We start from the raw sequence: 23,502 nt of genomic DNA, 5'->3' as shown, positions 1-23,502 counted from the left end.
TTTCAGTTGTGGTTTTCTTAATCGTTTTTCCGGCGTAGCACATCGATTCCTACCGCAACCGCGATAACACAACCGATCACTACTTGCTGCCAGAAAGAATTGACATTGAGGATATTGAGGCCGTTGCGAATAACGGCCAAAAGCAAGGCACCCACGAGCGTGCCCGAGGCTTTTCCGGAACCACCTGCGAGCGAAGCACCACCAATAACGACGGCGGCAATCGCGTCCATTTCATAGCCGGTGGCGGCGCCAGGTTGTGCAGAGGAGAGTCGACCCGCGATCAACAGTCCTGCAAATCCGGCAAATAATCCCGAAAGTGCATAAACCGATACCAAAGTACGCTTTACCGGTAGACCAGATAAACGCGCCGCCTCAAGGTTTCCACCAACGGCATACATCGAGCGTCCCAACACAGTGCGGCTGAGAATAAACCAGCACACCACGCCTGCCACAGCCAGCATAATCACAGGCACAGGCACCGGGCCGATATACGAACCGAGGAAATTCACCTCTGGAGCCGTTGGAATCGGGCGGCCATCTGAGAGCACCAGCGTTAAGCCACGAGCCACCGACATCATCGCGAGCGTTGCAATAAATGCGGGAAGTTTGCCGTATGCCACGCCGATACCCGAAATAACGCCTGCTAAAAGTCCCACGAGCAGTCCGATGAGCAGAGTAACGATGCCTGGCAATCCTATATTGGTGAACATATATGCACTCACCATTGCGCCCAAAGCAGCAATTGAGCCCACTGCAAGATCAATACCTGCAGTGACGATCACGAACGTCATACCAAAAGCCAAAATCGCCGTTGTGGCTGACTGGATACCCACATTGAGAAGGTTCTGCGTGGTGAGGAAGTTAGGCGTAGCAATAAACAGTGCGATGCACAGCACCACCAATCCCACAAGCGCACCGTTTTCGGCAAGGAAATGCCCAACTTTAGAATGTTTGGGAGCACTCAGCGACTTCTTAGCCGCCGGGTTCGTCTCAGTAGCTGTCGTCGTCATCAGAGTTCTCCTTCTTGCTTAGTTACTTCTTGTTCAGCTTTATTAGCTGCCAGTTCATCCTCTTGTGGAATACTTTCGCTTCGCACCGTGGCATCTTTTTCCTCGTGTACATGCACAGCCGCAGTCACGTTACGCACCGCCAAGGTCATGACGGCGTCTTGAGTCGCTTCGGCGGCATCGAGCTCGCCCGCAATCCGACCCCGGCTCATAACCAAAATTCGGTCGCTCATACCCAACACTTCGGGAAGTTCTGAGGAAACCATCAGCACGGCACCGCCACGAGCAGTGACTTCATTGATAAGCTGGTAAATCTCCACTTTTGCACCCACGTCCACGCCACGCGTAGGTTCGTCAAGCAGCAAAACTTCAGAATTTGCCAGCATCCAACGTCCAAACACCACTTTTTGTTGATTTCCGCCCGAAAGATTGCGAATTTTCTGCTCAACTGACGCCATGCGAACACGAAGTTTCTCCGCAACGCTTATGGCGCGACGTCGTTGCCCTCGCCTATCCGCAAGTCCCGCTTTCGCCGTCGTCTTCAACGTGGCGTAACCCAAATTCTCGTTCACCGAAGCGTCCAGTACGAGACCTTGAACCTTACGATCCTCTGGAACATGCCCAAGTCCAGCTGCGATAGCAGCAGCAACGTTGAAACGCGGCACAACTTTCCCGTGCACACGTACCGTGCCAGCATCGTAAGGATCAGCGCCTGAAATAGAGCGCACAACTTCAGTTCTCCCCGCACCTACGAGTCCGGCGATACCAACTACTTCCCCAGCTCGAACAGAGAAACTAATATCTTCAAACACACCATTGCGAGTTAGCCCCTGTACCTCTAGGAGCGTCTCGCCTAGCTCGCCGCGAACGCGTGGGAACTGTTGATCGATTGAGCGGCCAACCATAAGCTGCACAAGCTCGTTCTCAGGAGTACTTGCCGGAACTTCCTGCACAAACTGACCATCACGCAATACAGTGACCATATCGCCTATTTCGGCGATTTCGTCCAGATGATGCGAAATGAACACCATTGCCACACCCTTTGCACGCAGATCATTCATCACAGCAAAGAGCTGGGCAATCTCAGGTTTTGTGAGAGTCGCCGTAGGCTCGTCCAAGATGAGGATACGCGCATTTTGACTGAGGGCCTTGGCAATTTCCACCAGCTGCTGTTTCGCAACGCCTAGCCGATGGACGGGCGTGGAAAGATCAACGTCCAAGCCAATAATGTCCAGAGCTTCACGGGCTTTTCGGAAAGTCTCTCGCTTGTCAAAAAGCCCCATTTTGCTGGGCGTTCTGCCAAGCATAATATTCTCAGCAACCGACATATTCGGCGCAAGATTCAACTCCTGGTGAATGGTGGCAATCCCGTAGGATTCAGCAGCTTTCGTATTCGGCAGCTGCACTTCTTTGCCATCGATAAGAATGCGCCCGCCGTCTGGCTGATAGATACCAGACATCATTTTGATCAGCGTGGACTTACCTGCCCCATTTTCTCCAAGGAGAACTTGCACCTGCCCCGGACGCACCGGCACAGTGACGTCGTCGATCACAGTAACTGGACCAAAACGTTTCGTGACGTGATCCAGCACGAGCACAGCTTCTGTCATTGTGTTCCTCCTGTGGAATTGCGAATTACGAGTTCGCCTGCAAACTCGAAATCTTTCGTTGTATTTGCTTTGCCATCTGAATTAATAAGACCAATAAGGCACTCAACAGCGGCAGCGGTTATTTCTCGAATTGGCTGACGGTAGCTAGTGAGCGTAGGAGTGATCCATTGCCCCATGTCAAGGCCGTCGAATCCTGCAATCAACACATCGGTACCCACCACGGCACCAGCTTGTTTGGCTGCTTTGATCGCGCCGATTGCCATGAGGTCGTTATCGGCAAAAATCGCCTGTGGCCATTGATTTTTTTCACCTGCGAAAAGTTCGGCGACGACGTCGTGGCCAGATTGCGCTGTAAAGTCACCTTCTGTAGTTACGAGCGCCTCGTCGGGAATCTGCGCTTCTCGGCAAGCGGCGATAACGCCACGCTGACGCTGCTTGGTAATCGAAAAATTCTGTGGACCTTGGATATGTACAAACCGCTTTGGGTTGGTACGCAAGGCGCCGAGCATATGTTGAACCACTTCGAATGCACCACGCTCATTGGTAGCCGAAAATCGTGGCAGCGCAACGCCGTCAACCTCACGGTCGATTGCCACGATAGGCATCTTGTGGCTCGAGGAAAGTAATTGCTGTGCATCGAGTTCTGGCTGGCCACCAACAAGCAATACTCCATCGACCATTGGTGCGCGGAAGAGGTCATAAGCTGCCTTGAGCGGCGTGTGGGAAATGGTCACGTTCACTGCGAAGTTGTGGCGCTCGGCGATCTCTGTGGCTTGCTCGATCAGGGTTGGGAAGAACGGGTTTTGGATCGAACTCACGACGAAGCCAATTGTGTCGGTACGCGAACGTCGCAAGTTTCGAGCTACGCGAGAGGGCTGATAGTCAAGCTCTGTTATAGCTTTTTCAACACGACGACGTAGCTCATCTGCCACTGGCTTAGAGCTGTTGAGCACGCGCGATACCGTTGCAGGTGATACGCCTGCATGTTTGGCTATATCGCGTATTGCCACGTTCGTCATCATCGACTCCATGATTTTGCTTGTGAGCTGGGATTTTTGCGCCGGTACGTGGTTTTCGTATGTTTTACGCAAAACTGAAATATCGGTCAAAAATAATTCTCAGCGGGAAACACTGTTTGCGAAGACCGATTTCATTGACCGCCATCAGTCGGGAAATCGATTTCCTAGTCGTTAGCATAAACCCATGACCCAGATCACGTCAAGGGGTAAATTATTTTCTTGCTTTCATTCAATAGATTCGTGCAGCCCAGAATGACAGCTGGTTGCGGCTGTGGGTGATGGCGGCTGACAGTTGGGGTGGTTGCGGCGGCGATTGTAGCGGCAGTAGCGACGATGGTGGCTGACGGTGATGGCGGGATTGCGGCGGAGTTCGTCCGTCTGCTCGTGCTGATATACGAGCGCACGGGCGCCTATTCTCGCTTTCAGCGAGGGATTTTCAGCGCGCAAATGAAGGCTGGCCGATAAAGCATCGTGTTACACACGGTATGCCGTATCGGCCAGCCTTAAAAGCGAGACGTTCTAAAAGCGATAGCGTTGCGATAATAGCTAACGGCTAAAGCCTTGCGCTATGCTCGCTTCCGACGCAGCCCAACGCCCGCCCCAAGGAGCATAAGTGCCACAAAGACCAGCACCATCGATGCGCTTCCAGTCTTAGCAAGCACCGATTCAACCAGATCCAAAACTGGAGTTGACGCTTGTTCAGGTGCCTGTGGCACCGCGACTGGTTTTGTGGTTTCTTGTTCGAGGATCACTGGCGTAGTTTGTACCGCGACATTGCCACTGGCGATTGCTTTAGCCAGTAGCGCGGAACGGACTTTGCCAGCAGTGATGTCGGTTTTTGTTACAGTCACTGTTTCCTTACAGACCGCGCTCTGACCAGGGGCAAGGGCTGCCTTATCACAGTCAATCACCCGATCAGTATCACCAGCAACCAGACCAGCACCATCAACGGTTGGGTTGAGTACACCAGTTAGCGAGTCAACTGAACGCGTGCCAGTATTGGTCACTGTGTAAACGAACGTAACCGTTTCGTCCTCATCAGCTAGCTGATTGTCGTTTACGTCATTGAGCCACACTTGTCCACTCAGCGATAGCTCTGCCCGAGAATCGGTAGGCAAAGAAGCAGTTTGTTTGCCCGTGGTTACGTTAATTTTGTTCACGCCCACGCCTGTTGTTTCCACGCTTCCTTGAACGGTACCCGCATCAACATCAGCTTGCGTGACGCTAACTGGTTGCGAGGTACACGTTGCGGTTTGTCCAGCACCAATCTTGCTTGGAGTGCAAGTCATCGTGTATCCGCTCCCAACAGTAGCCGTCAGAGTATCAACACTTACTGCGCCAGTATTCGTTACAGTCATGGTCAGCTGCACAGTATCGCCGGCGTCAGCGAGACCATCACCATCAGCATCATCAACAAGTTTCACGGCCGTCACACCAGCGATTTGCGCGATTTGGTTTAAGCCAGTAGTGGCCTGATGGAATCCGCTCGTCACCGCCGTGCCGTCAGGATTCTTACCCGACACTGAGGCTGTATTAACAAACGTCGCGCCCGCATCAACATCAGCCTGAGTGAGCTTCATATCAACCGGGCCACAAGCCACGCTGGTCTTAGCACCTATCGTGGCAGGGCACGTCACCGTAATGCCACGATCTGCTAGGTTCTGATCTGCAATAACCGGGCTAGAGATGGTCACGTCACCAGTATTCGTCACCGTGAACGTGTAGGTTACCGTATCGCCAGGATCACCAGCACCATTACTATTCACATCGCCCGTGAGCTTGGCTGTCTTAACGAGCACCAAGCCACTAACTTGAGACGTGGCGAGGGAAACCGGGAAATCACCAGCGCTCAGCTTCGTACTTGCTGGGCTAACACCCGTGGGATTGAGCGTGGTAGTAATCTTTCCTGAATCAATATCAGCTTGCGACGCCGCATACACGCTCGACTCACACGTCGTAGTTTCACCTGCTCCAAGAGATGTCTTGACACATGTCATCGGTAGTGAGGTGTTCGTTGACGCAACCCCAACCGTGCTCAACGTGACACCGCCCGTGTTCACCACTGTAATCACAGCTTTGACCGTATCGCCAAGATCGATAACACCGTCACCATCAGCATCATTGACTAAAACCAGCGAGGCATCATTCGCAGCAATACCTGCTGCTTGGTTCGTTGCGGTGTTCGTCGTCGAAACATTAGACGTCACATCCGCATTCAAACCAGTTTTACCTGATACGCTCGCTGAATTGGTAATCGTGGCAAGCGTATCAACCTGCGATGCCGACACCATCATATCCACGCTCGCGCAGTTCACACTCACACCAGGACCAACCGATGCAGGACAAGTGAGCGTCAAACCGAGATCCGTAAGCATTTTATCGTCAAGCGTGAGGTTATTGACCGTCTGGTCACCCGTATTCGTCACCACAAAAGTGTAGGTAATAACATCATTAACATCAGCAAGACCATTGGCATTTGCATCGGTAGACAGCTTTGCTTGCTTATCAAGCTTCACACCAACGCCCGAGGCCAAAGGCACGCTGAGCGTGCGCTGCACAGAAGTCACAGTTTGACCCACACTATTCGTTCCAGACGCAGTCACCACATCCAGATAACTCTGCGCGTCCACATCCGCTTGGCTAATCGTCGACGTTGTACTACACGTAGCTTGTGCTCCACCCGCCAAGGTAGTTGGGGTGCAGGTGACCGCACGTCCGTTGATCACGATATTGTTGAGCGTAGCACCACCAGTGTTTTTCACAACGTAATTCCACGTAACAGTTTCGCCCGCGTCACCTTTCCCATCGCCGTTTTTATCATTCAACACAAACGACGACGTCACATCAATCGCAGAAGGCATCACCGTTGCCGACGTCAAAGCAGTCTCAGTAATTTCATAAGCACTCGAACCAACAGGCACACTCGAACGAGCAACCGACGCATACGCCGTGCCAGTTGCATTAGCAGGTGCAGTGAGCTTCCACTGGAACGAAACAGACTTTCCGGCAGGCAACACCGTAGCACCAGCCTTAAAACGCAAAGCCTTAACCGTAGAAAGATCAGCCGGAGCCGTCGACGTCCAATCGTTTACACATCCGGCAGCCGCGGTATTAACCTCTGTCCGGCACGGATTAGTGGAAGTGGAATACTCTACCGTATACCCAGCAGGAACACTCGATACACCCGCGAACACAGGCGCCCACTGCGAGCCATGAACAGTAGATTCGTTCGTGCCAAGCAGGCCATGATCACCTACGTACGGAAGCACCGCATACACCACAGCATCTTTGTAATCTACCGCAGTCGTATTACTCATCAACAAATCCTGCGCATAGGTACCGCCCGGTTCTATCTGAGCGTCACGCAGGGCAAGACCAGCAGGATTGGTCAACAAATTCGTCGTCATCTGAGTGAGAGGAATGTAAGTCAATACCCCTGAGCCCCAGGGCAGCACTGTTGTTGCATCATTTGAATCCACATTATAGGTGTCGTTCACATACATTCCAGGAGAAGGCTGCGCCTGTAATGGAACATTCGCGTTTTGCCACAACAAAGCTTGGTATGGCAGATTCGATGGGGTTACTGGAGCAGTGGGTATCACATTATAAGAAAATTTGAAATTTATAGGAGTCTTTGTGTCCACCAACGGCGGCATCACAATATTGCTCCAATCAATATCCCACTGCGTACCACCCGATACAGCTTTACTCGTGATAGACAACGGCGCAACATTAGGAATCCCAGCTGTACCAGACACGAAGCTCACAGATTTAGGATCAAATGCCAAATTTGACGGCACAATAAACGACACATGAGGCGCCAATGAGGCAGTATACGAGGCCTGAGATACCGTAAGTGAGTGACTAAATGGCACACCAACCATACTCTCGTTATACGATTGACCAGCAACAATGGTGAGACTTCCGCGCCATGATTCACACAGCGAAATCGTTTCATTATTAGGAATAGTTGTAGTGAGCACAGTACCGTCACCATAGGTGAGCTCCACTGAGCGCTGTAGAGTGGTGCTCGCGCCCGGCGTCATGCCGAGAGGGAACTTGCCACCATACTGAATCTGCAGATCATCGAGTGGAGAAGTAATGCCTCCGCCTACAATGAGACCAGTTGCAGTGACTTGCACCCAATCTAGTACACCACCAGAATCGGGCCATGCACCTGAATCAGTATTTGGCGCGATATGCTTCGTGCGAGTTACTGTATCCCCCACATAGCGGTATTCAATAACAAGATCAAGAGTAGTTTTGAATTGCGGAACCACATTTGTGAGCACCCAGGTTCCACCCGCGGGTTGAGCGAACTTGAACACTGCTTTTGTAACATCCGCACCATAGGTATCAAAACCGACTGATCCAGTATAACCTTGTTCAGGTTGCATACATTTCGTTCCAGAGCTCGCATGTACATTCGTATCCTGCGAGGTTTGATTCGGCACTGTACCTGACAACGTAGTGCTAAAAGTGGCAGTTTTCGTGACCTGGGTGCGCACTTGCGAACCAGAGGTCCAATCCTCAATATTTCCAACCCAGCGACCCGGAATCTGCACTGTTTGCCCAGGTGTGAAACGATCCTTTGGAAAAGTAATGTCTGCCGTACACCACGCAAAATTACCAGGATTATATCCATACATCCCTGAAAGCCCCGGCCTCGCAGGAACCGGGCATGTTAACGTTCCACCCGTTCCATCCGCGCCTGGGGTCCATACCGGAGTTCCGTTTGCAGTATTTTCCAAAAAAGGCAATACTGCACCGGCAGGAATATCGACGACGAATTGCGAATCATACAGGTACAGAGCACCCACATTGCTGCCCACCACCATATTAAAGGCATATTTACCGGTGTTCCCAACGGCTAGATTAGCTGGCGAATAGGCTAAATTAATCTTCGCCTGATCGGTAGCTTGCGCAGTCACAGCAGCACTAGTTGTAGCATTTGAGCTACCCGTGGCCGACATCGTAGCGCTTAGCGTGAGGGCTTCACTGTTTCCATACCCACCATTAGTAGTGGCTAGCTCCACCATAAAAGAACCTGTTGTACCAGCGGCTAGATTGCCGGCATTCCAATACATTGCCGAAGTATTAACATAAGATGCGTTAACATTGGCACTTGTAATTAGTTCTGAGAGAGTTTCTCCTTTTTGCCCTGCAACTTGAAAACTAATCTGCGCATTATCACAGCTCGCCACACTACAGGTGTACGAAACAATATATTTGACCTTCTCGCCAGGCTTAAAAGTGCTTTGTTGCGGGGTAACGGTAACGGTCATCTGACCGCCGGCTGCAAAAGCAGGAAGTGCCACACCAGAAAATGCTCCGATAATCATTGCGAAACACAGTGCCAAAATACCGTATTTTCTACCGTTAGCTTTACGGAAACCGTATTTGCCACTCAAAAAATGAACAAAGCTCGCCTTTTTCGGAGTGCCACTGAGAGAGGGGTGAGCGTACATAAAAATCTCTTTCAAATTATTAGAATAATCAATTAAACATTACCTTATTCGAACTACGTTTTCCACGTAAAATATTAGCTCTGCCGCACATATCGCTCTGCTTGCCTCAGTCTGTTAATCGCCGTCACGACCCCAACCGGCCCTAGAAACGCCCCGACACACAATCCGGCCTTTAACCCCTCGCCTTTTGGGGCGCTTTCGCAAACATCTCCACATATATCGAGATCATGCGAAATCCACACCAAAACTCGACGACCGCACCAACACACCCACCTCAGACACCGACCCCAACCTAGATATCCCAACACCCCTCAACGCCCCCACATACAAAAAGGGGCGCAGGTCATCGACCTGCACCCCTGCAAAGCAACCCCTGTTACATTGCTTTAATCAGATCGCGGTTGAGCATTGAGATGAACTCAAGTGGAACTTCTTTCGGGCAAGCCGAAGCACAAGCTCCAGTGTTTGTACAACCGCCAAATCCTTCAGCATCATGCTGAGAGAGCATATTTACAACGCGCTCTTTGCGCTCTGGCTGCCCTTGTGGGAGCAAGCCCAGATGCACAACTTTCGCAGATGTAAAGAGCATAGCCGAACCATTCGGGCAGGCAGCCACGCAAGCACCACAGCCGATACATGCCGCAGCCTCAAATGCCTTATCAGCATTCTCCTTGCGAACAGGTGCAGCATGCGCATCAGGAGCAGCACCGGTATTCACCGAGATGTAGCCACCAGCCTGCACGATACGATCCAAAGCCGAACGATCAACAACCAGATCACGCAGCACTGGGAATGCCGTCGAACGCCACGGTTCGATGGTGATGGTATCGCCGTCTTTGAAATGACGCATGTGCAACTGGCACGTGGTGGTCACTTCTGGACCGTGCGGATCGCCGTTAATAACAATTCCACACTGACCGCAGATACCCTCACGGCAATCCGAATCGAAAGCAACAGGTTCCTTGCCCTCGTCGAATAGCTCTTCGTTCAGCTGGTCAAGCATCTCAAGGAAAGATGCCTCTGCTTCAACATTCTGGATGGTGTGCGTCTCGAAGTGACCTTTATCTTCTGGGCCAGCTTGACGCCAATATTCGAGGTTAATTTTCACTTGTAGCTCCGCTGCTTCATATGGACGAATTCGTAGTTGAGGTCTTCCTTGTGTAGAACTGGGGCTTCGCCGTCGCCAGCAAACTCCCAAGCAGCTACATAAGCGAACTTATCGTCGTGGCGCAGGGCCTCGCCCTCTTCCGTTTGAGACTCCGCACGGAAGTGTCCACCGCAGGACTCTTCACGGTGAAGAGCGTCAATACACATCAACTCGCCAAGCTCGAAGAAGTCAGCCACGCGGCCAGCCTTCTCCAACGCCTGGTTGAGCTCATCAGCCTTACCGGTCACGCGAACGTTCTTCCAGAACTCTTCACGCAGCGCACGAATCATGCCGATTGCTTTCTTCAGGCCTTCCTCAGTGCGCTCCATGCCACAGTACTCCCACATGATCTGACCCAATTCCTTGTGGAACGAATCAACCGAGCGGTTTCCGTCGTTGGACATGAAGTGATCGATACGATCCGTATTCTCTTTCTGGATCGCCTTGAGCTCTGCGTTCTCTGGATCAACAGCCGGGAATGGGCCGTCGGCTAAGTAGTCGTTGATCGTATTTGGAAGCACGAAGTAGCCATCAGCTAGACCTTGCATGAGCGCCGAAGCACCCAAGCGGTTTGCGCCGTGATCCGAGAAGTTCGCTTCACCTGCCACAAACAGACCAGGAATCGTGGACTGCAGATCGTAATCAACCCACAGGCCACCCATGGTGTAGTGCACTGCCGGATAGATGCGCATTGGCACTTCGTAAGGATTCTCACCGGTAATGCGCTCATACATATCGAAGAGGTTGCCGTACTTCGCAGACACCTGCGCCTTGCCCATACGCTGAATTGGCTCAGCGAAGTCAAGGTATACGCCACGTGCAACGCCGTCGATCTCTGGGCCGACGCCGCGCCCTTCGTCACACATGTTCTTCGCCTGACGCGAAGCAATATCACGAGGAACGAGGTTACCGAATGCTGGGTAGATACGCTCCAAGTAGTAGTCGCGATCTTCTTCTGGAATATCGCGAGGATCTTTCTTGGTGTCCTCAGCTTTCTTTGGAACCCAGATACGGCCATCGTTACGCAGCGACTCCGACATAAGCGTCAGCTTCGACTGCGAGCTACCGTGCTGTGGAATACAGGTTGGATGGATCTGCGTGTAGCACGGGTTGCCAAAGAATGCGCCGCGACGGTGCGCACGCCACACAGCCGAACCATTACATCCCATTGCGTTCGTGGACAGGAAGAAGACGTTTCCATATCCACCAGTTGCAATGACGACGGCGTCAGCCAGGTGCGTTTCCATCTCACCGGTGATCATGTCGCGGGCGATAATTCCGCGGGCACGACCGTCAATAACAATCAGATCAACCATCTCGTGGCGGCTGAACAGTTCAACGGTGCCAGCCTTAGCTTGACGCATGAGCGCTTGATATGCACCGATGAGCAGCTGCTGACCCGTCTGACCACGAGCATAGAACGTACGGGAAACCTGCACACCACCGAAGGAACGGTTATCGAGCAGACCACCATATTCACGAGCGAAAGGAACGCCCTGTGCCACACACTGGTCGATAATATTCGCTGAAACCTCAGCCAAACGGTAAACGTTGGACTCGCGGGCGCGGAAGTCGCCACCCTTAATGGTGTCGTAGAACAAGCGATAGGTGGAGTCGTTGTCGTTCTTGTAGTTTTTAGCCGCGTTAATACCGCCCTGAGCAGCAATTGAATGTGCACGGCGAGCCGAATCCTGGTAGAAGAACGCCTTGACGTTGTATCCCATTTCACCTAGCGAAGCAGCGCCTGCACCACCAGCAAGTCCGGTTCCGACGACGATGACGGAGAGCTTACGACGGTTCGCAGGGTTCACCAAGCGCGCTTCAAATTTGCGCTGCTCCCAACGCTTTTCGAGCGGTCCTTGAGGAGCTTTGGCATCTACAATTGCCTCGCCCTCGCGGTACAGACCCTTAATCAATGTTTCTGTCATTTCTTACTTTCCTATTCTTAAAGAAGCCCGAACAGGATCATGGTCGGTGGAGTCATGAAGCCAACGATCAGCGCGAACGCGACAATATCGCCAGTTAGCTTGAAAGCGCGCTCACGCTTGCGGGTGGAAAGACCCAGCGTAGCCAGAGCCGACCACACACCATGACGCACATGCAATGCCACAGCCACCATCGCTACCAGGTAGAATGCCCACAACCACGGGACGGAGAATCCAGCCACAACGCGGTCATATGGTTCCATCGCTGCGTAGTTTTCCGCACCAACTGAAAGATGAAGCGTGGTGAACTGCAGCAAGTGGAAGACGATGAAGATCGCGATGATGATTCCACCCCAACGCATTGTGCGTGCGGTGTAGGTCTGGCCAGCACGCACCTTAGTTCCCGTGCTCACCTTGTAGGCATTGCCACGAGCTTTGTTAGCACGGCCCCAGAGCGCGATAGCGGAATACGCATGCCCCACAATTGCCAGCAGCAAGAACACACGCATAATCCACACGCCACCCTTGTGAGGGAGGATCGGATAGAGGAGGTCGTTCTGCAACCAGTGTGCATAGTGATTGAAAGCGTCTGCTCCGAGCAACATCTTGAGATTGCCATACATATGGAACAGCAAGAATAGGACGAAGATCAGGCCAGTACCGGCCATGAGCACCTTGAGTGCCACGGTCGTCTTACGGCCGCTTTTGTTAATTACAGTTGAGTTAGCCACACTCAAAAAATACCAGAATAGGCCGTGACGTTACCGGGCGTAAGTACCTAGAAAAGCCTATTTTTCGCCAATTTGAGCCTCAGAAAACATCGTGATTTTTCAATCATGTGCCGTATTCCGCGCCCACAAGCCAATTAGAACGACGGCGAATGCGGCAGCTATTTTTGTGAGACTTTGTTTGCGTATATCGTATTTGCCAAGACCGGAGCCAGTATTCACCCACGAAACGCTACAGCGCTAGGCGCATAACCACAGCGTCGTCGTCGGAATAATACTTTTTACGCACCGAAATCGGCTCGAAACCGAAAGCCTTATACAAAGCTTGGGCACCGGCGTCGGCCTTACGCACCTCGAGAAATACCCGATCGGCCTGGCGAGAACGAGGAATATCGAGCATGAATGCAAGTAGTTCGCGCGCTATTCCCCGACGACGATACGCTGCGTCAACGCCTATCGTGAGTAACTCCGCGTCCGGCCCGTGAGAAATACCCGCAATCGCGAGCAAAGCGCCCACACTCTCATGCGGTTGCGCATCGCACACAACCGCATAGTACGAGCGATCCGAGGCCACCAGCTCATCTTTCCACACGTCTATCGGCCAAGCGTCGCGGCCAAAATTTCGCAGGTCGAAACGCGCGCAACGCTCCACCCATCCGGCGGGAACCTCAATAATACTGCTATTTTCCGGCAGAGCCATACGGATTCTCAGTTGCAGCTGGTTGGGAGTGCGCTCCTCCATGCACGTCTGGACGGCGCAAATACTGCGGCTCAGTATCAAAACTAATATCTTCGCCAGCTTCTACACGGGCAATTCGTGAAAGAAGCAGACGCACCATCACCGCTGGCGCACAGTCAACAGTAACTCGTTCTCCCAGTACATCTGCATAAAGATCTCCATCAGCACAGGCCACGATCGCCCGATCGACGCTCAGCTCCTGCGCCAAATCCGCCGGCTTGAGCACGCGAACCGGTTTGATGATCTCGACGTCGTCTGCCCCCATCGCCCGAGCTTGCAGGGCATAAACTTCCTTACGGCGCGCATCAATGACGCCCTCAACGAGATTCAATCCAGCATCAGCCCCAGCCAGCGCCATCACTTCCGCAGAAGAAAGTCCATAAATTGGCATGTCCCATGCGCGCGCCAAGGTGCGCGCCGTAACCAAACCTGCACGCAATCCAGTAAATGCTGCTGGTCCGGTGCCCACCACAATAGCATCAGGTCGATCAATGCCAGCTTGCTGCAAAACCTGGCGCACCATCGGTGTCAATTGTTCAACGTGGTGGCGCGAATCTTGTGAACGCATCGCGCTCAACTCCTGCACAACGCCCAAGTTCACATCGCATACGCCCACAATCACATGGTGTGATGCATCAATCGTCAAGTATTTCATTTTCATCGTCTTTCTCAGTGGTTGTTGCAAATCCTGCGCTTTTCATAGGTGAGTCGGCAGCAGGCCTGGCGTCCGCGCCTGCCGAACCGGATTCGACTTTATCTAGATCTGCCTTGCGATAAAGGGAAATCTTGCCGCCTGAATCTCGAAAACGCATCTTTCGAGATTTCTTGGTGTGATCAACGATGCTCCACTTCCCCGACTCAGGGCGATGGATTTGGCGTTCGCCGTCATTTTTGCGCGCAGCGTTTTCGGCCTGTTCCCAACGCAGCCATACTAAAGATACTGTAACAACTGCCAATACGAACAGCACAATCAGCATGATTTGCAGCGGGCTAAGATATTGCGACTTTGCCGAGCTGGCCGGTGTTGCGGACGCAGTATCATCGGCGCCGATCACCGAGCCAGTTCCAATGAGTCGCTCTCGTTGGATTAAAAAAGTATCTAGTGGCATGGAGCCAAGCAAGATCTTCTTCGCTTGCGCATCAGCCGAGGTGACCACCGATTCTTTGACTGCAAACCACGCTTTGAGCGGTTCATCAAAGACAACGGCGCGTGCCGAGTCCACGATCGAAATGGCCGCACCCAGTGCCGGATCGCCATAAACGTTATCTTTTTTCGCTTTCCCGTCCGAAAAATCTGCGGAAATAGCACCTACTGGCTCATTCGTTTGGTTACGCACCGGCGCCACCCACACATTCGATTCGGTGATACCAACTTTGGTGCCTTTAGCTTCGAATTGTGCGGCGCGAATCGGCTTGCCCACAGAGAATTTTGCCACCTCACTAGCAGTGGCCTTTGGAAATGCATCTGGAGCATAAGCGAGAATTAACGACTGTGCATTTTGGTTGAACCACGCGTTAACCTCAGCCTCACCGGAAGTGAAGTACAGGTCGCGGGCGGTGTAGGCCGCGTGGGCAGCGGTAACGGACGCATCGCGCACGATAAACGTCCCGTGAACCGTGGTTACGGATGCGTCGTGTGCGGTGAACGCGGCGTCGTGTGTACGGTTTTGAGCAGAAATGAGCGTCTGCGACGTCGATGGCTCACTTATCTGGGCAGACGCTTGCGCCACGCCCACAAACCCTCCGCACACAATAAATGCTCCAAGAGCGGCAACCCACAAACGACGCATACTCATGGTAAAAATCCAAAACTTAATCAGAAAGAGCGGCGCTAGCAGCGCAGCCGCACTGCTCAGTTGCTCCAACCTGCTCAGCTGCATTAACCTGCTCAGTTGCTTCAATGAGCGAGCGGACGTCCGGATCAGCGAGCAACGCAGTCAAGAAAGCGTCACCGCGCTCACCAAAAGAATGCACTGTGAGCGTCCGCGGCGCATCAACGAAAAGATCCTCGGGATCCAAACCTGCCTGCGCCCCTTCTGGTCGCTCAATAGCAATCTCAAGTCGATCTCCGGAAAGCGCCTCAACCTTGCCCGCACCCCATTCGACTACCGTTAAAGAAACATCCAAAGAAGTGTCGAGATCAAGGGCATCAAGTTCCTCAATTGAACTCAGCCGATATGCGTCCACATGCACTAAATCGAGCTGCGCACCGCGATGAATCTGCGCAATGACGAACGTCGGAGAAGAAACTTTCCCTTTCACACCTAAACCGCGCGCGATTCCCTGGGTCATCGTCGTCTTACCTGCTCCAAGCGGACCGTTGAGCATCACCATATCGCCTGGTTGAGCGGCACGTCCCAGTGCAGCACCCACCGCTTGAATATCGCTTACCAGCGGAACACGAATTGAAACTTCCATCATTCTTCTCCTTTGCGGAACCCTCTTAGTCTACGAAATACCGCGGAACTCGTGTTCCTAAACGAGACACTATTTCATAACCAATTGTGTCACAATGCTGCGCCCAATCGTCCGCCGTCGGGAAACCGCTCGCAGACGCGCCAAAAAGAGTCACAGTGTCTCCGGCAACCGCATCTGGCGCTGCCACCACAAACTGATCCATGCACACTCGACCAATCAGCTTATGACGCTGCCCACCAATCACAACTTCCACACTATTTGAGGCATGACGCGGAATGCCATCTGCGTAACCGAGCGGAACCGTACCTAAGCGCATCGGCTCTTGAGTAGTGGCTGTGTGCCCATAACTCACGCCCGTACCTGCTGGCACATCGCGCACCGACACAAGATCAGCTTCTAACCTCATCACCGGCTCCAAGCCCATCTCTTCGGCCGTCGCTACCTCCGGCGCCGGGCTCAGTCCGTAGAGCATAATGCCAGGCCGCACCATTGAAAATCGGGTCTCCGGATGCCAGAGTAAGCCTGCCGAAGCGGCCAGATGGTGAAACTCAATTTCTATTCCGGCGTCGGCAAAAAGCTGAGCTGCGCGTTCGAAATCTTCCGTCTGGCGTTGTGTCTGCGTCGATTCAAGATCATCAGCGAGCGCCAGATGCGACCACAAGCCCACCGTCTCGATCAAACCACTTTCCGCATAAGCTGCAATCATCGGAATAATCGACGGCAATTCGGCAAGCGAAAATCCACCTCGCGCCATGCCAGTATCCACTTCGATATGCACGCGGGCGCGAGTCTTTGATTCATTAGCCGCGAGCGCAATCTCATCGAGAGCCCAGCTCGCCCCAACCGAAAGATCAATCCCCAGCTCAAGCGCTTCCCAAAACGGCGCCCCCGGTTCAGCAATCAACGCGAGCATTCGCCCGCGCTCGTGCAGGGTTTTACGCAGCGCAATCGCCTCTCCAAGCTGAGCAACAGCAAGCCATTCCACGCCAGCGTCGAGCGCCCATTCACCAATTTTTTCAGCTCCATGACCATACGCATCGGCTTTGATCACCGCCATGATCTGAGCTTCGCCAGCTAATTCTCGCGCTTTGCCAAGGTTATGCTCAAAAGCACTACGCGAGATAAGCGCACGCGATGGAAAATGTGGTTCTCCGTTGTACGCGTCTTTCAAGCTCATATCATCTCCCGTAGTTGAGAATTTCATCGATAACATCTGACAACGAATCGATAATATCGCTTGCAGTTATAGGAATGCCCAATCTGCGTTTGTCTTGTAATTCACGTCTCGCTAGCCGTTGGGTGTGCTGCTCGGGTGTTTTCGAGCATCGGGCAGTAGTTGCGGCGGCGCGAGAGTGGAGATGAACTCCTATCGCCGCAGCTAAGGAAAGATCAGAATGAGTCAGCTCTGGTTGCGAGTTGGTCTCGCTTGCGTCGTGGAGGTCCAGTTCTCGTTGTGCCTGGAACATGGTGACGACGCCGGCAATTACTCCCGCAAGTACGTCACCTGCTCCTGCAGTTCCCGTCCAAGCAGGTGCACCACTTTGGGCAAAGATTCCACCCACTGGGTCTGCGATCAGCGTGATGGATCCTTTGAGCACAACGCAGACGCCGAAAGTCTCAGCAGCTTGTTGGGCAAAATAGCGCGGTTTTCTCTCTACCTCACTGCGGGTGACCTTCCTGCCCGACTGCGTTAGCAGTCGCGCAAGTTCGCCGGCGTGCGGCGTGATGACGATCGGCCGGCTGGTAGGCGCCAGCGTTGCTGGTGCTGGTGTTGCAGGTGCCAGTGTTGCTACTGCTTGCGTTGTATCTCCGGGTGTCGCTGCTGTTTGTGTTCCTGGCGCAGCAGGTGCCAAAGACTTCGAAATTTCCGGTACTAAATCGATGCCACCGGCGTCTAGAATCAAAGGAAGCTGGGTAGGAGTTTGCGTGATAACTGTGCGAGCATCGCCCAGTTCGGTCACTCCCGAGCCCACAAGCAGAGCTTGTACGCGGCCAGGCACGTTTACTACCTCAGGAAAACTCTTCACCACAGCCCGATTCTCACCCAAATAGCGGATCATTCCTAAACCGAGCTTGTGTGCTCCCCCGACGCTCAAATTCGCTGCACCCGGATACTGCGCCGAACCCGTCAAAACGCCGAGCACTCCACGCGTGTATTTGTGATCCGAAAAACCTGGCACGAACCAATGATCGCGTACGTCAACGTCGTCTACTACCCGCACGCCTGCCGGCACATCGTCATTGGTAAAATCCCTATTGGCGAATAAGACCTGCTCAAAACCGAGTGGCACCACCTCGACGCTACCTGCCAAAAACGCAGCTGGTGGCTCAAGCAAGGCAGGTTTCAGGCACCCCATCGTCACGGTCATATCCGCAGGGACTACGCACTGCGGACTCTCCCCTGAATCAGCGTTCAATCCTGAGGGCACATCTACTGCCACAACCAGTGGTTTTGCTGGCGAAGTCGTTAATTCTTCGCAAAGCACACGTATCCACGCCGCATAAGGATCACGCACCTGCCCGACCGCACCGATTCCAAGTATGCCGTCGATCCACGTGCCACACGCGCGGGCAAGCTGACGCAAGGTGGTGTCGTCGGGATTCTGAACGATACGCAACCCGGCGCGATGAGCTGCCGCAACGGCGTCGTCATGAACACGATCACCGACGACGGCCGCAACCTGGAGTCCACGCCGCGCCAGCGTCACTCCTGCGAACAGCGCATCTGCGCCGTTATTGCCGCTGCCAACCAACAACAAAACAGTTGAGCCCGGAAGTCGGAAACCACGCTTTTTGAGAGCACGAATTGTGCTTGTGGCCAGCGCAAAAGATGCCTGTTCCATCAAAGGCACTCCCTGATCGAGAAGCCTTTGCTCTGCCATCCGCACAGCTTGAACACCAAATGCGTATTCCATGTAGTCTCAGTCTCCGATTCTTCGATGGGGCTCGTGCTGGTGCAGCAAGGGTTACTCGACCGTCACCGCCTTTGCCAGGTTGCGCGGCTTATCGACGTCGTACCCCTTTTGACGTGCCAATTCGCACGCAAAAATCTGAAGCGGAATGATGGTCACCAGCGGCATCATCAGCGTTGGAGTGGCATGCGGAACGCGAATAATCAACTCCGCAAGGTCGTCAACTGCGCTATCGCCTTCCTCAGCTACCACCACCACGCGAGCACCGCGCGTCTTGACTTCTTCCAGATTCGAAATCACCTTGGCATGGAGCAAAGGCCGGCGTGGAGTCGGAACGATCACGAAGATCGGCAACCCCTCCTCTACCAGCGCAATCGGCCCGTGTTTGAGCTCGCCAGCGGCAAAACCCTCAGCATGAATATAGGCCAGCTCCTTGAGCTTGAGCGCGCCCTCCAAAGCGATCGGGAATCCAACGTGGCGTCCTAAGAAAAGCACCGATTCGACGTCGCTCATCTTGCGAGCAAGCTCTTTTACTGCCTCTTCCTGCGCTAATACCGACTCCATTCGGCTGGGCATCATCGCGAGTTCATTGAGATACGTGGCGACTTCGTCAGAATACTTGTTTCCGCGCAGCTGAGCGAGGTACAGACCGAGCAGATACGCAGCAGCGATCTGAGCCGAGAAAGCCTTCGTTGAGGCCACCGCGACTTCTGGACCAGCATGCGTATAAAGCACTGCGTCTGCTTCGCGCGCAATCGTGGAGCCAAACACATTGACGATCGCCAGCACACGCGCTCCCTGCTCACGAGCATGACGCACCGCCATAAGCGTGTCCATCGTCTCGCCAGACTGCGAAATAGCAACCACGAGAGTGCGAGAATTGACCACAGGATCGCGGTAGCGGAATTCGTGTGCAAGCTCTACCTCTACTGGGATACGGCACCAATGCTCAATCGCGTATCGAGCCACATGACCAGCATAAGCAGCCGAACCGCAGGCGATCACAATGATTTTATCGATTGCACGCAAGTCCGCTTCGTCCATTCGTAGCTCGTCTAAGTGCAGTTCCCCAGTTTTGGTGCGGCGCCCTAGCAAGGTTTCTGCCACTGCACGCGGCTGCTCGTGGATTTCTTTCTCCATATAGGTATCGAAACCGTCCGTCATCGCAGCTTCTACGTCCCAATCGACCTCATAAGTGCTCGCTTCGACCGGATTACCAGCAAAATCTGTGACCGTTACTGAATCGGCGGTGAGCACCACCAGCTGATCTTGATCGATGGCCATAGCTTGACGCGTGTAGCCGACGAATGCAGCCACGTCCGATCCGAGGAAGTTCTCGCCCTCACCTATTCCGACGACGAGCGGAGAGTTGCGGCGGGCTGCCAGTATTTTCCCTGGTTCTTGGCGCGCTATTGCCACTAATGCGAAGGAGCCCTCAAGGAGATTTACCACCTGGCGCATAGCGATTTCTAGGTCTTTATGCTGGTCAAAAGCCTGACCGAGCAGGTGGGCAACGATTTCCGAATCGGTTTCGGATACGAACGTTGCGCCCTGTGCGAGTAACTGTTCACGCAGCTCTTGATGGTTTTCTACGATTCCATTGTGAACGATTGCTACCTCGCCATCTGGCGAACAGTGCGGATGAGCATTGACGTCGCTCGGCGAGCCGTGAGTCGCCCATCGGGTATGTCCAATTGCGCTGTGCGCTGCCGGAGGTGCAGATTGTTCGAGCAGCTCGTTGAGGTTTTCAACACGTCCTGCCTTTTTCCGCACTACGATTCCCGTATCGGTGGCAACTGCAATACCAGCAGAATCATAACCTCGATACTCTAAACGGGTAAGACCTTCAATAACTACATCTAGCGCTTTTGATGATGCGCTTGGCGAACCTATATATCCAACAATTCCACACATAGCTTCAAGACTAACGCATTGCGCATAAGCTCAAAAGCAGGACTCACACTGAGCGAAACGAAACTTGCTCGAGCTAACGTAACCCACCGACGTCGCCAGACGCTGCTAAAACTTGGTTGCCGAGCAAAATACTGGAAAACTAGTGGACATGAATTCTTTTTCCACGTCGAGTACTATTCCGGCACCTTCACCCTATGTCTCAATCCCCAGCGAAGAATGGCGCAAACTCGCAGACACTACCGAGCTTCCACTGAGCAATCGAGATATTCGCAATCTGGCCAGTTTGGGCGATCCAGTTGACCTGGCCGAAGTTGACGCAATTTATCGCCCGCTATCTGCGCTGATACAGATGTACGCGCGACACACGTGGCAGTTGCTCGGAGATGAAAACGTGTTTTTGAATCGCAAGGATACAAAAACGCCGTGGATCATCGGAATTGCTGGCTCCGTGGCCGTCGGGAAATCCACCGCCGCCCGCCTGCTGCAAGAACTCATGAAGAGATGGCCAGAAACACCGAACGTCGATTTGATCACCACCGATGGCTTCTTGCTACCAAACGAGCAGCTCGAACAGCTCGGAATTATGCACCGCAAGGGCTTCCCTGAGTCATACGACCGGCACGGACTCATCGATCTGCTCTCCGCGCTCAAAGCCGGTGAGCGGAACCTGCGCGTGCCCATTTACGACCACGTCACTTACGATATTGTGCCAGGTGAATACCTCACCATTGACCAACCTGACATCCTCATCGTCGAAGGTCTCAACGTGCTCCAACCGCCACGGCTCTCGACCACCGACGGCGAGTTCCACGCTGTATCCGACTACTTCGATTTTTCGATCTATCTCGATGCGAGCGAAGACAGTCTCGAAAAATGGTACATCGATCGTTTTCACAAGCTTCGGACCACGGCATTTACCGATGAGCGCTCATTTTTCAAAAACTACATGCACCTGTCGGATCAAGAAACTGATCAATTGGCACGAGACGTGTGGATGAGCATCAATCTTCCCAATCTGCGCGAGAATATTGCTCCCACTCGTACCCGTGCCACCGTCGTCCTCCACAAGAATGAAGACCACGTGATTGATCAGATACACCTGCGCAAGCTCTAATTACGCTGTGTATCTGGCACGCGAACTAGAGGCTCAGCTTATCTTTCACCACGTCAGCGAGGTACTGTGCAGCTTGATCGGCTTCCTCTTGGGTAGCCGCTTCCACCATCACGCGAATGAGCGGCTCGGTGCCAGACGCACGCAAGAGTACGCGTCCCGTTTCTCCAAGCTCAGCTTCCACTTTCGCTACTTCTGCAGCCACTGCGTCCACGCCGTTTTTGTCCACATTCGGCACATTGATGAGAGTCTGTGGTAAGCGCTTGATAAACGAGACCATCTCCTCGAGCGTCTTTCCACTCTTAGCAATCTCGGTAGCTACCAGCACAGCAGTTAAGGTGCCATCGCCGGTAGTGGCGTTGTCAAGGTTGATGATGTGGCCAGACTGTTCGCCACCCAAGTTATAATCTTTCGCGAGCATTTCTTCGAGCACGTAACGATCGCCGACCTTGGTGGAAATCGTCTTGACACCCTTTTCTTTCATGGCCAGATGCAGGCCCAAATTGGACATCACAGTGAGCACCAAAGTGTTGCGCTTCAAGCGCCCTTGTTCTTTCATCGCCACAGCTAGCATGCCCATAATCTGATCGCCGTCCACCAGTTCGCCCTTGTGATTGACGGCAAGGCAGCGATCGGCGTCGCCATCAAATGCGAAACCAAAATCGGCTTTCGTCGCAACAGTGAGCGCCTGCAGCTGTTCCGGATGGGTAGAGCCGCAGTTGTCGTTGATGTTTTTACCGTCCGGAGCAGCGTTAATAACGACGACGTCCGCGCCCAGCTTCTGGAAAACGCGCGGGGCGACGTCGGAAGCGGCACCATTTGCGCAGTCCAAAGCGATGCGAAGTCCGTGTAGATCCCCGCCGATTTTGATCAGGTGATCCATGTAGAACCGATCCGAAACCTCTGCACTCTCGCTAATAGCACCAACAGCTGCTGCAATAGGGCGATCCCAATCTTGGCCGAGCACTGCCTCGATCTCGTCCTCGATGGCGTCGTCAAGCTTGAAGCCATTGGAGTTGATGAATTTGATGCCGTTATCTTGCATCGGGTTGTGCGAAGCAGAAATCATGACGCCGAGGTCGTAGTCCTCTTCCGCGGTCAGGTAGGCGACGCCCGGCGTCGGGATCTCTCGCACATGCTCGACATCCACACCAGCACTAGCCAAACCTGCTGCTAACGCGTGTGAAAGCATACCCGACGACTGGCGAGTATCACGCCCGATGATTGCGCGCGGGCGATGCTTGAGTCCTTTTTTGTTAACGAGCACGCGCGCGGCTGCTTCGCCTAGTTGAAGGGCAAAGTCGGCCGTGATCTCTTTGTTCGCAAGCCCACGCACGCCGTCGGTGCCAAATAGTCGTGACATCTCATTCCTTAGCAGTATTCGTTGGGTATCTATCGTCAGCTTAGTTAGTGTGCTGCTGATTTGCTTCGTTGGTTTGTTGCTGTGCTGCTATGTTGCTGTATCGCTCGATTGCAGTATTGCTGCATTACAGTTATTGCTGTA

General features: G+C 53.2%; 16 protein-coding genes. 1 reads left to right on the top strand and 15 read right to left on the bottom strand.

Features of this window, described 5'->3' with window-relative positions; genetic code table 11:
- Positions 1-17: 17 nt before the first annotated feature.
- The 14 genes from JOD55_RS04160 to glmS form a co-directional block, all read right to left on the bottom strand.
- Entirely contained in the window at positions 18-1,010 is a 993-nt protein-coding gene (locus JOD55_RS04160) for an ABC transporter permease (RefSeq protein WP_204398824.1), read from the bottom strand.
- Positions 1,010-2,617 carry a sugar ABC transporter ATP-binding protein gene (locus JOD55_RS04155; protein ID WP_204398823.1) on the bottom strand — a complete coding sequence of 536 codons (1,608 nt, stop codon included), beginning with the start codon at positions 2,615-2,617 and terminating at the stop codon, positions 1,010-1,012. The genes JOD55_RS04160 and JOD55_RS04155 overlap by 1 nt, the downstream gene beginning before the upstream one ends.
- Positions 2,614-3,726: a LacI family DNA-binding transcriptional regulator gene (locus JOD55_RS04150; RefSeq protein ID WP_204398822.1), complete on the bottom strand. Its 1,113-nt coding sequence runs from the start codon at positions 3,724-3,726 to the stop codon at positions 2,614-2,616. The genes JOD55_RS04155 and JOD55_RS04150 overlap by 4 nt, the downstream gene beginning before the upstream one ends.
- Before the next feature lie 476 nt (positions 3,727-4,202).
- Entirely contained in the window at positions 4,203-9,119 is a 4,917-nt protein-coding gene (locus JOD55_RS04145) for a beta strand repeat-containing protein (protein WP_204398821.1), read from the bottom strand.
- 361 nt (positions 9,120-9,480) lie between these two features.
- Positions 9,481-10,212, bottom strand: a complete 732-nt coding sequence (locus tag JOD55_RS04140) for a succinate dehydrogenase/fumarate reductase iron-sulfur subunit (protein ID WP_204398820.1) — start codon at positions 10,210-10,212, stop codon at positions 9,481-9,483.
- On the bottom strand, positions 10,209-12,179 hold the full coding sequence (locus tag JOD55_RS04135; RefSeq protein ID WP_204398819.1) for a fumarate reductase/succinate dehydrogenase flavoprotein subunit: 1,971 nt from the start codon (positions 12,177-12,179) through the stop codon (positions 10,209-10,211). The genes JOD55_RS04140 and JOD55_RS04135 overlap by 4 nt, the downstream gene beginning before the upstream one ends.
- Positions 12,180-12,196: 17 nt before the next feature.
- Positions 12,197-12,907: a succinate dehydrogenase/fumarate reductase transmembrane subunit gene (locus tag JOD55_RS04130; RefSeq protein ID WP_204398818.1), complete on the bottom strand. Its 711-nt coding sequence runs from the start codon at positions 12,905-12,907 to the stop codon at positions 12,197-12,199.
- Positions 12,908-13,136: 229 nt separating this feature from the next.
- Positions 13,137-13,604: a GNAT family N-acetyltransferase gene (locus JOD55_RS04125; protein ID WP_204398817.1), complete on the bottom strand. Its 468-nt coding sequence runs from the start codon at positions 13,602-13,604 to the stop codon at positions 13,137-13,139.
- The gene (gene tsaB, locus JOD55_RS04120) at positions 13,585-14,304 is read right to left on the bottom strand and encodes a tRNA (adenosine(37)-N6)-threonylcarbamoyltransferase complex dimerization subunit type 1 TsaB (protein ID WP_204398816.1); all 720 of its coding nucleotides are present in this window, start codon (positions 14,302-14,304) and stop codon (positions 13,585-13,587) included. Before tsaB ends, JOD55_RS04125 begins: the two co-directional genes overlap by 20 nt.
- Entirely contained in the window at positions 14,279-15,439 is a 1,161-nt protein-coding gene (locus tag JOD55_RS04115) for a hypothetical protein (RefSeq protein ID WP_204398815.1), read from the bottom strand. Before JOD55_RS04115 ends, tsaB begins: the two co-directional genes overlap by 26 nt.
- Before the next feature lie 16 nt (positions 15,440-15,455).
- Positions 15,456-16,064: a tRNA (adenosine(37)-N6)-threonylcarbamoyltransferase complex ATPase subunit type 1 TsaE gene (gene tsaE, locus JOD55_RS04110; RefSeq protein WP_338022193.1), complete on the bottom strand. Its 609-nt coding sequence runs from the start codon at positions 16,062-16,064 to the stop codon at positions 15,456-15,458.
- 22 nt (positions 16,065-16,086) lie between these two features.
- The gene (gene alr, locus JOD55_RS04105) at positions 16,087-17,238 is read right to left on the bottom strand and encodes an alanine racemase (protein ID WP_204398814.1); all 1,152 of its coding nucleotides are present in this window, start codon (positions 17,236-17,238) and stop codon (positions 16,087-16,089) included.
- Position 17,239: 1 nt separating this feature from the next.
- Positions 17,240-18,976: a bifunctional ADP-dependent NAD(P)H-hydrate dehydratase/NAD(P)H-hydrate epimerase gene (locus JOD55_RS04100; protein WP_204398813.1), complete on the bottom strand. Its 1,737-nt coding sequence runs from the start codon at positions 18,974-18,976 to the stop codon at positions 17,240-17,242.
- A 51-nt stretch (positions 18,977-19,027) separates the two neighbouring features.
- Complete coding sequence (gene glmS / locus JOD55_RS04095; RefSeq protein ID WP_204398812.1) at positions 19,028-20,887, bottom strand: glutamine--fructose-6-phosphate transaminase (isomerizing); 1,860 nt, start codon at positions 20,885-20,887, stop codon at positions 19,028-19,030.
- Between the two features lie 148 nt (positions 20,888-21,035).
- On the opposite strand from glmS, the gene coaA reads away from it, so the two are divergent.
- Positions 21,036-22,001, top strand: a complete 966-nt coding sequence (gene coaA / locus JOD55_RS04090; RefSeq protein WP_204398811.1) for a type I pantothenate kinase — start codon at positions 21,036-21,038, stop codon at positions 21,999-22,001.
- Positions 22,002-22,026: 25 nt separating this feature from the next.
- Here coaA and glmM read toward each other — a convergent pair whose 3' ends face one another.
- Positions 22,027-23,361, bottom strand: coding sequence for a phosphoglucosamine mutase (gene glmM / locus JOD55_RS04085; protein WP_204398810.1), 1,335 nt, complete (start codon positions 23,359-23,361; stop codon positions 22,027-22,029).
- Positions 23,362-23,502 lie beyond the last annotated feature (141 nt).

The organism is Arcanobacterium pluranimalium (assembly GCF_016907845.1).
Classification (GTDB): domain Bacteria; phylum Actinomycetota; class Actinomycetes; order Actinomycetales; family Actinomycetaceae; genus Arcanobacterium_A; species Arcanobacterium_A pluranimalium.
This window is presented reverse-complemented; position numbering and strand designations above follow the sequence as displayed.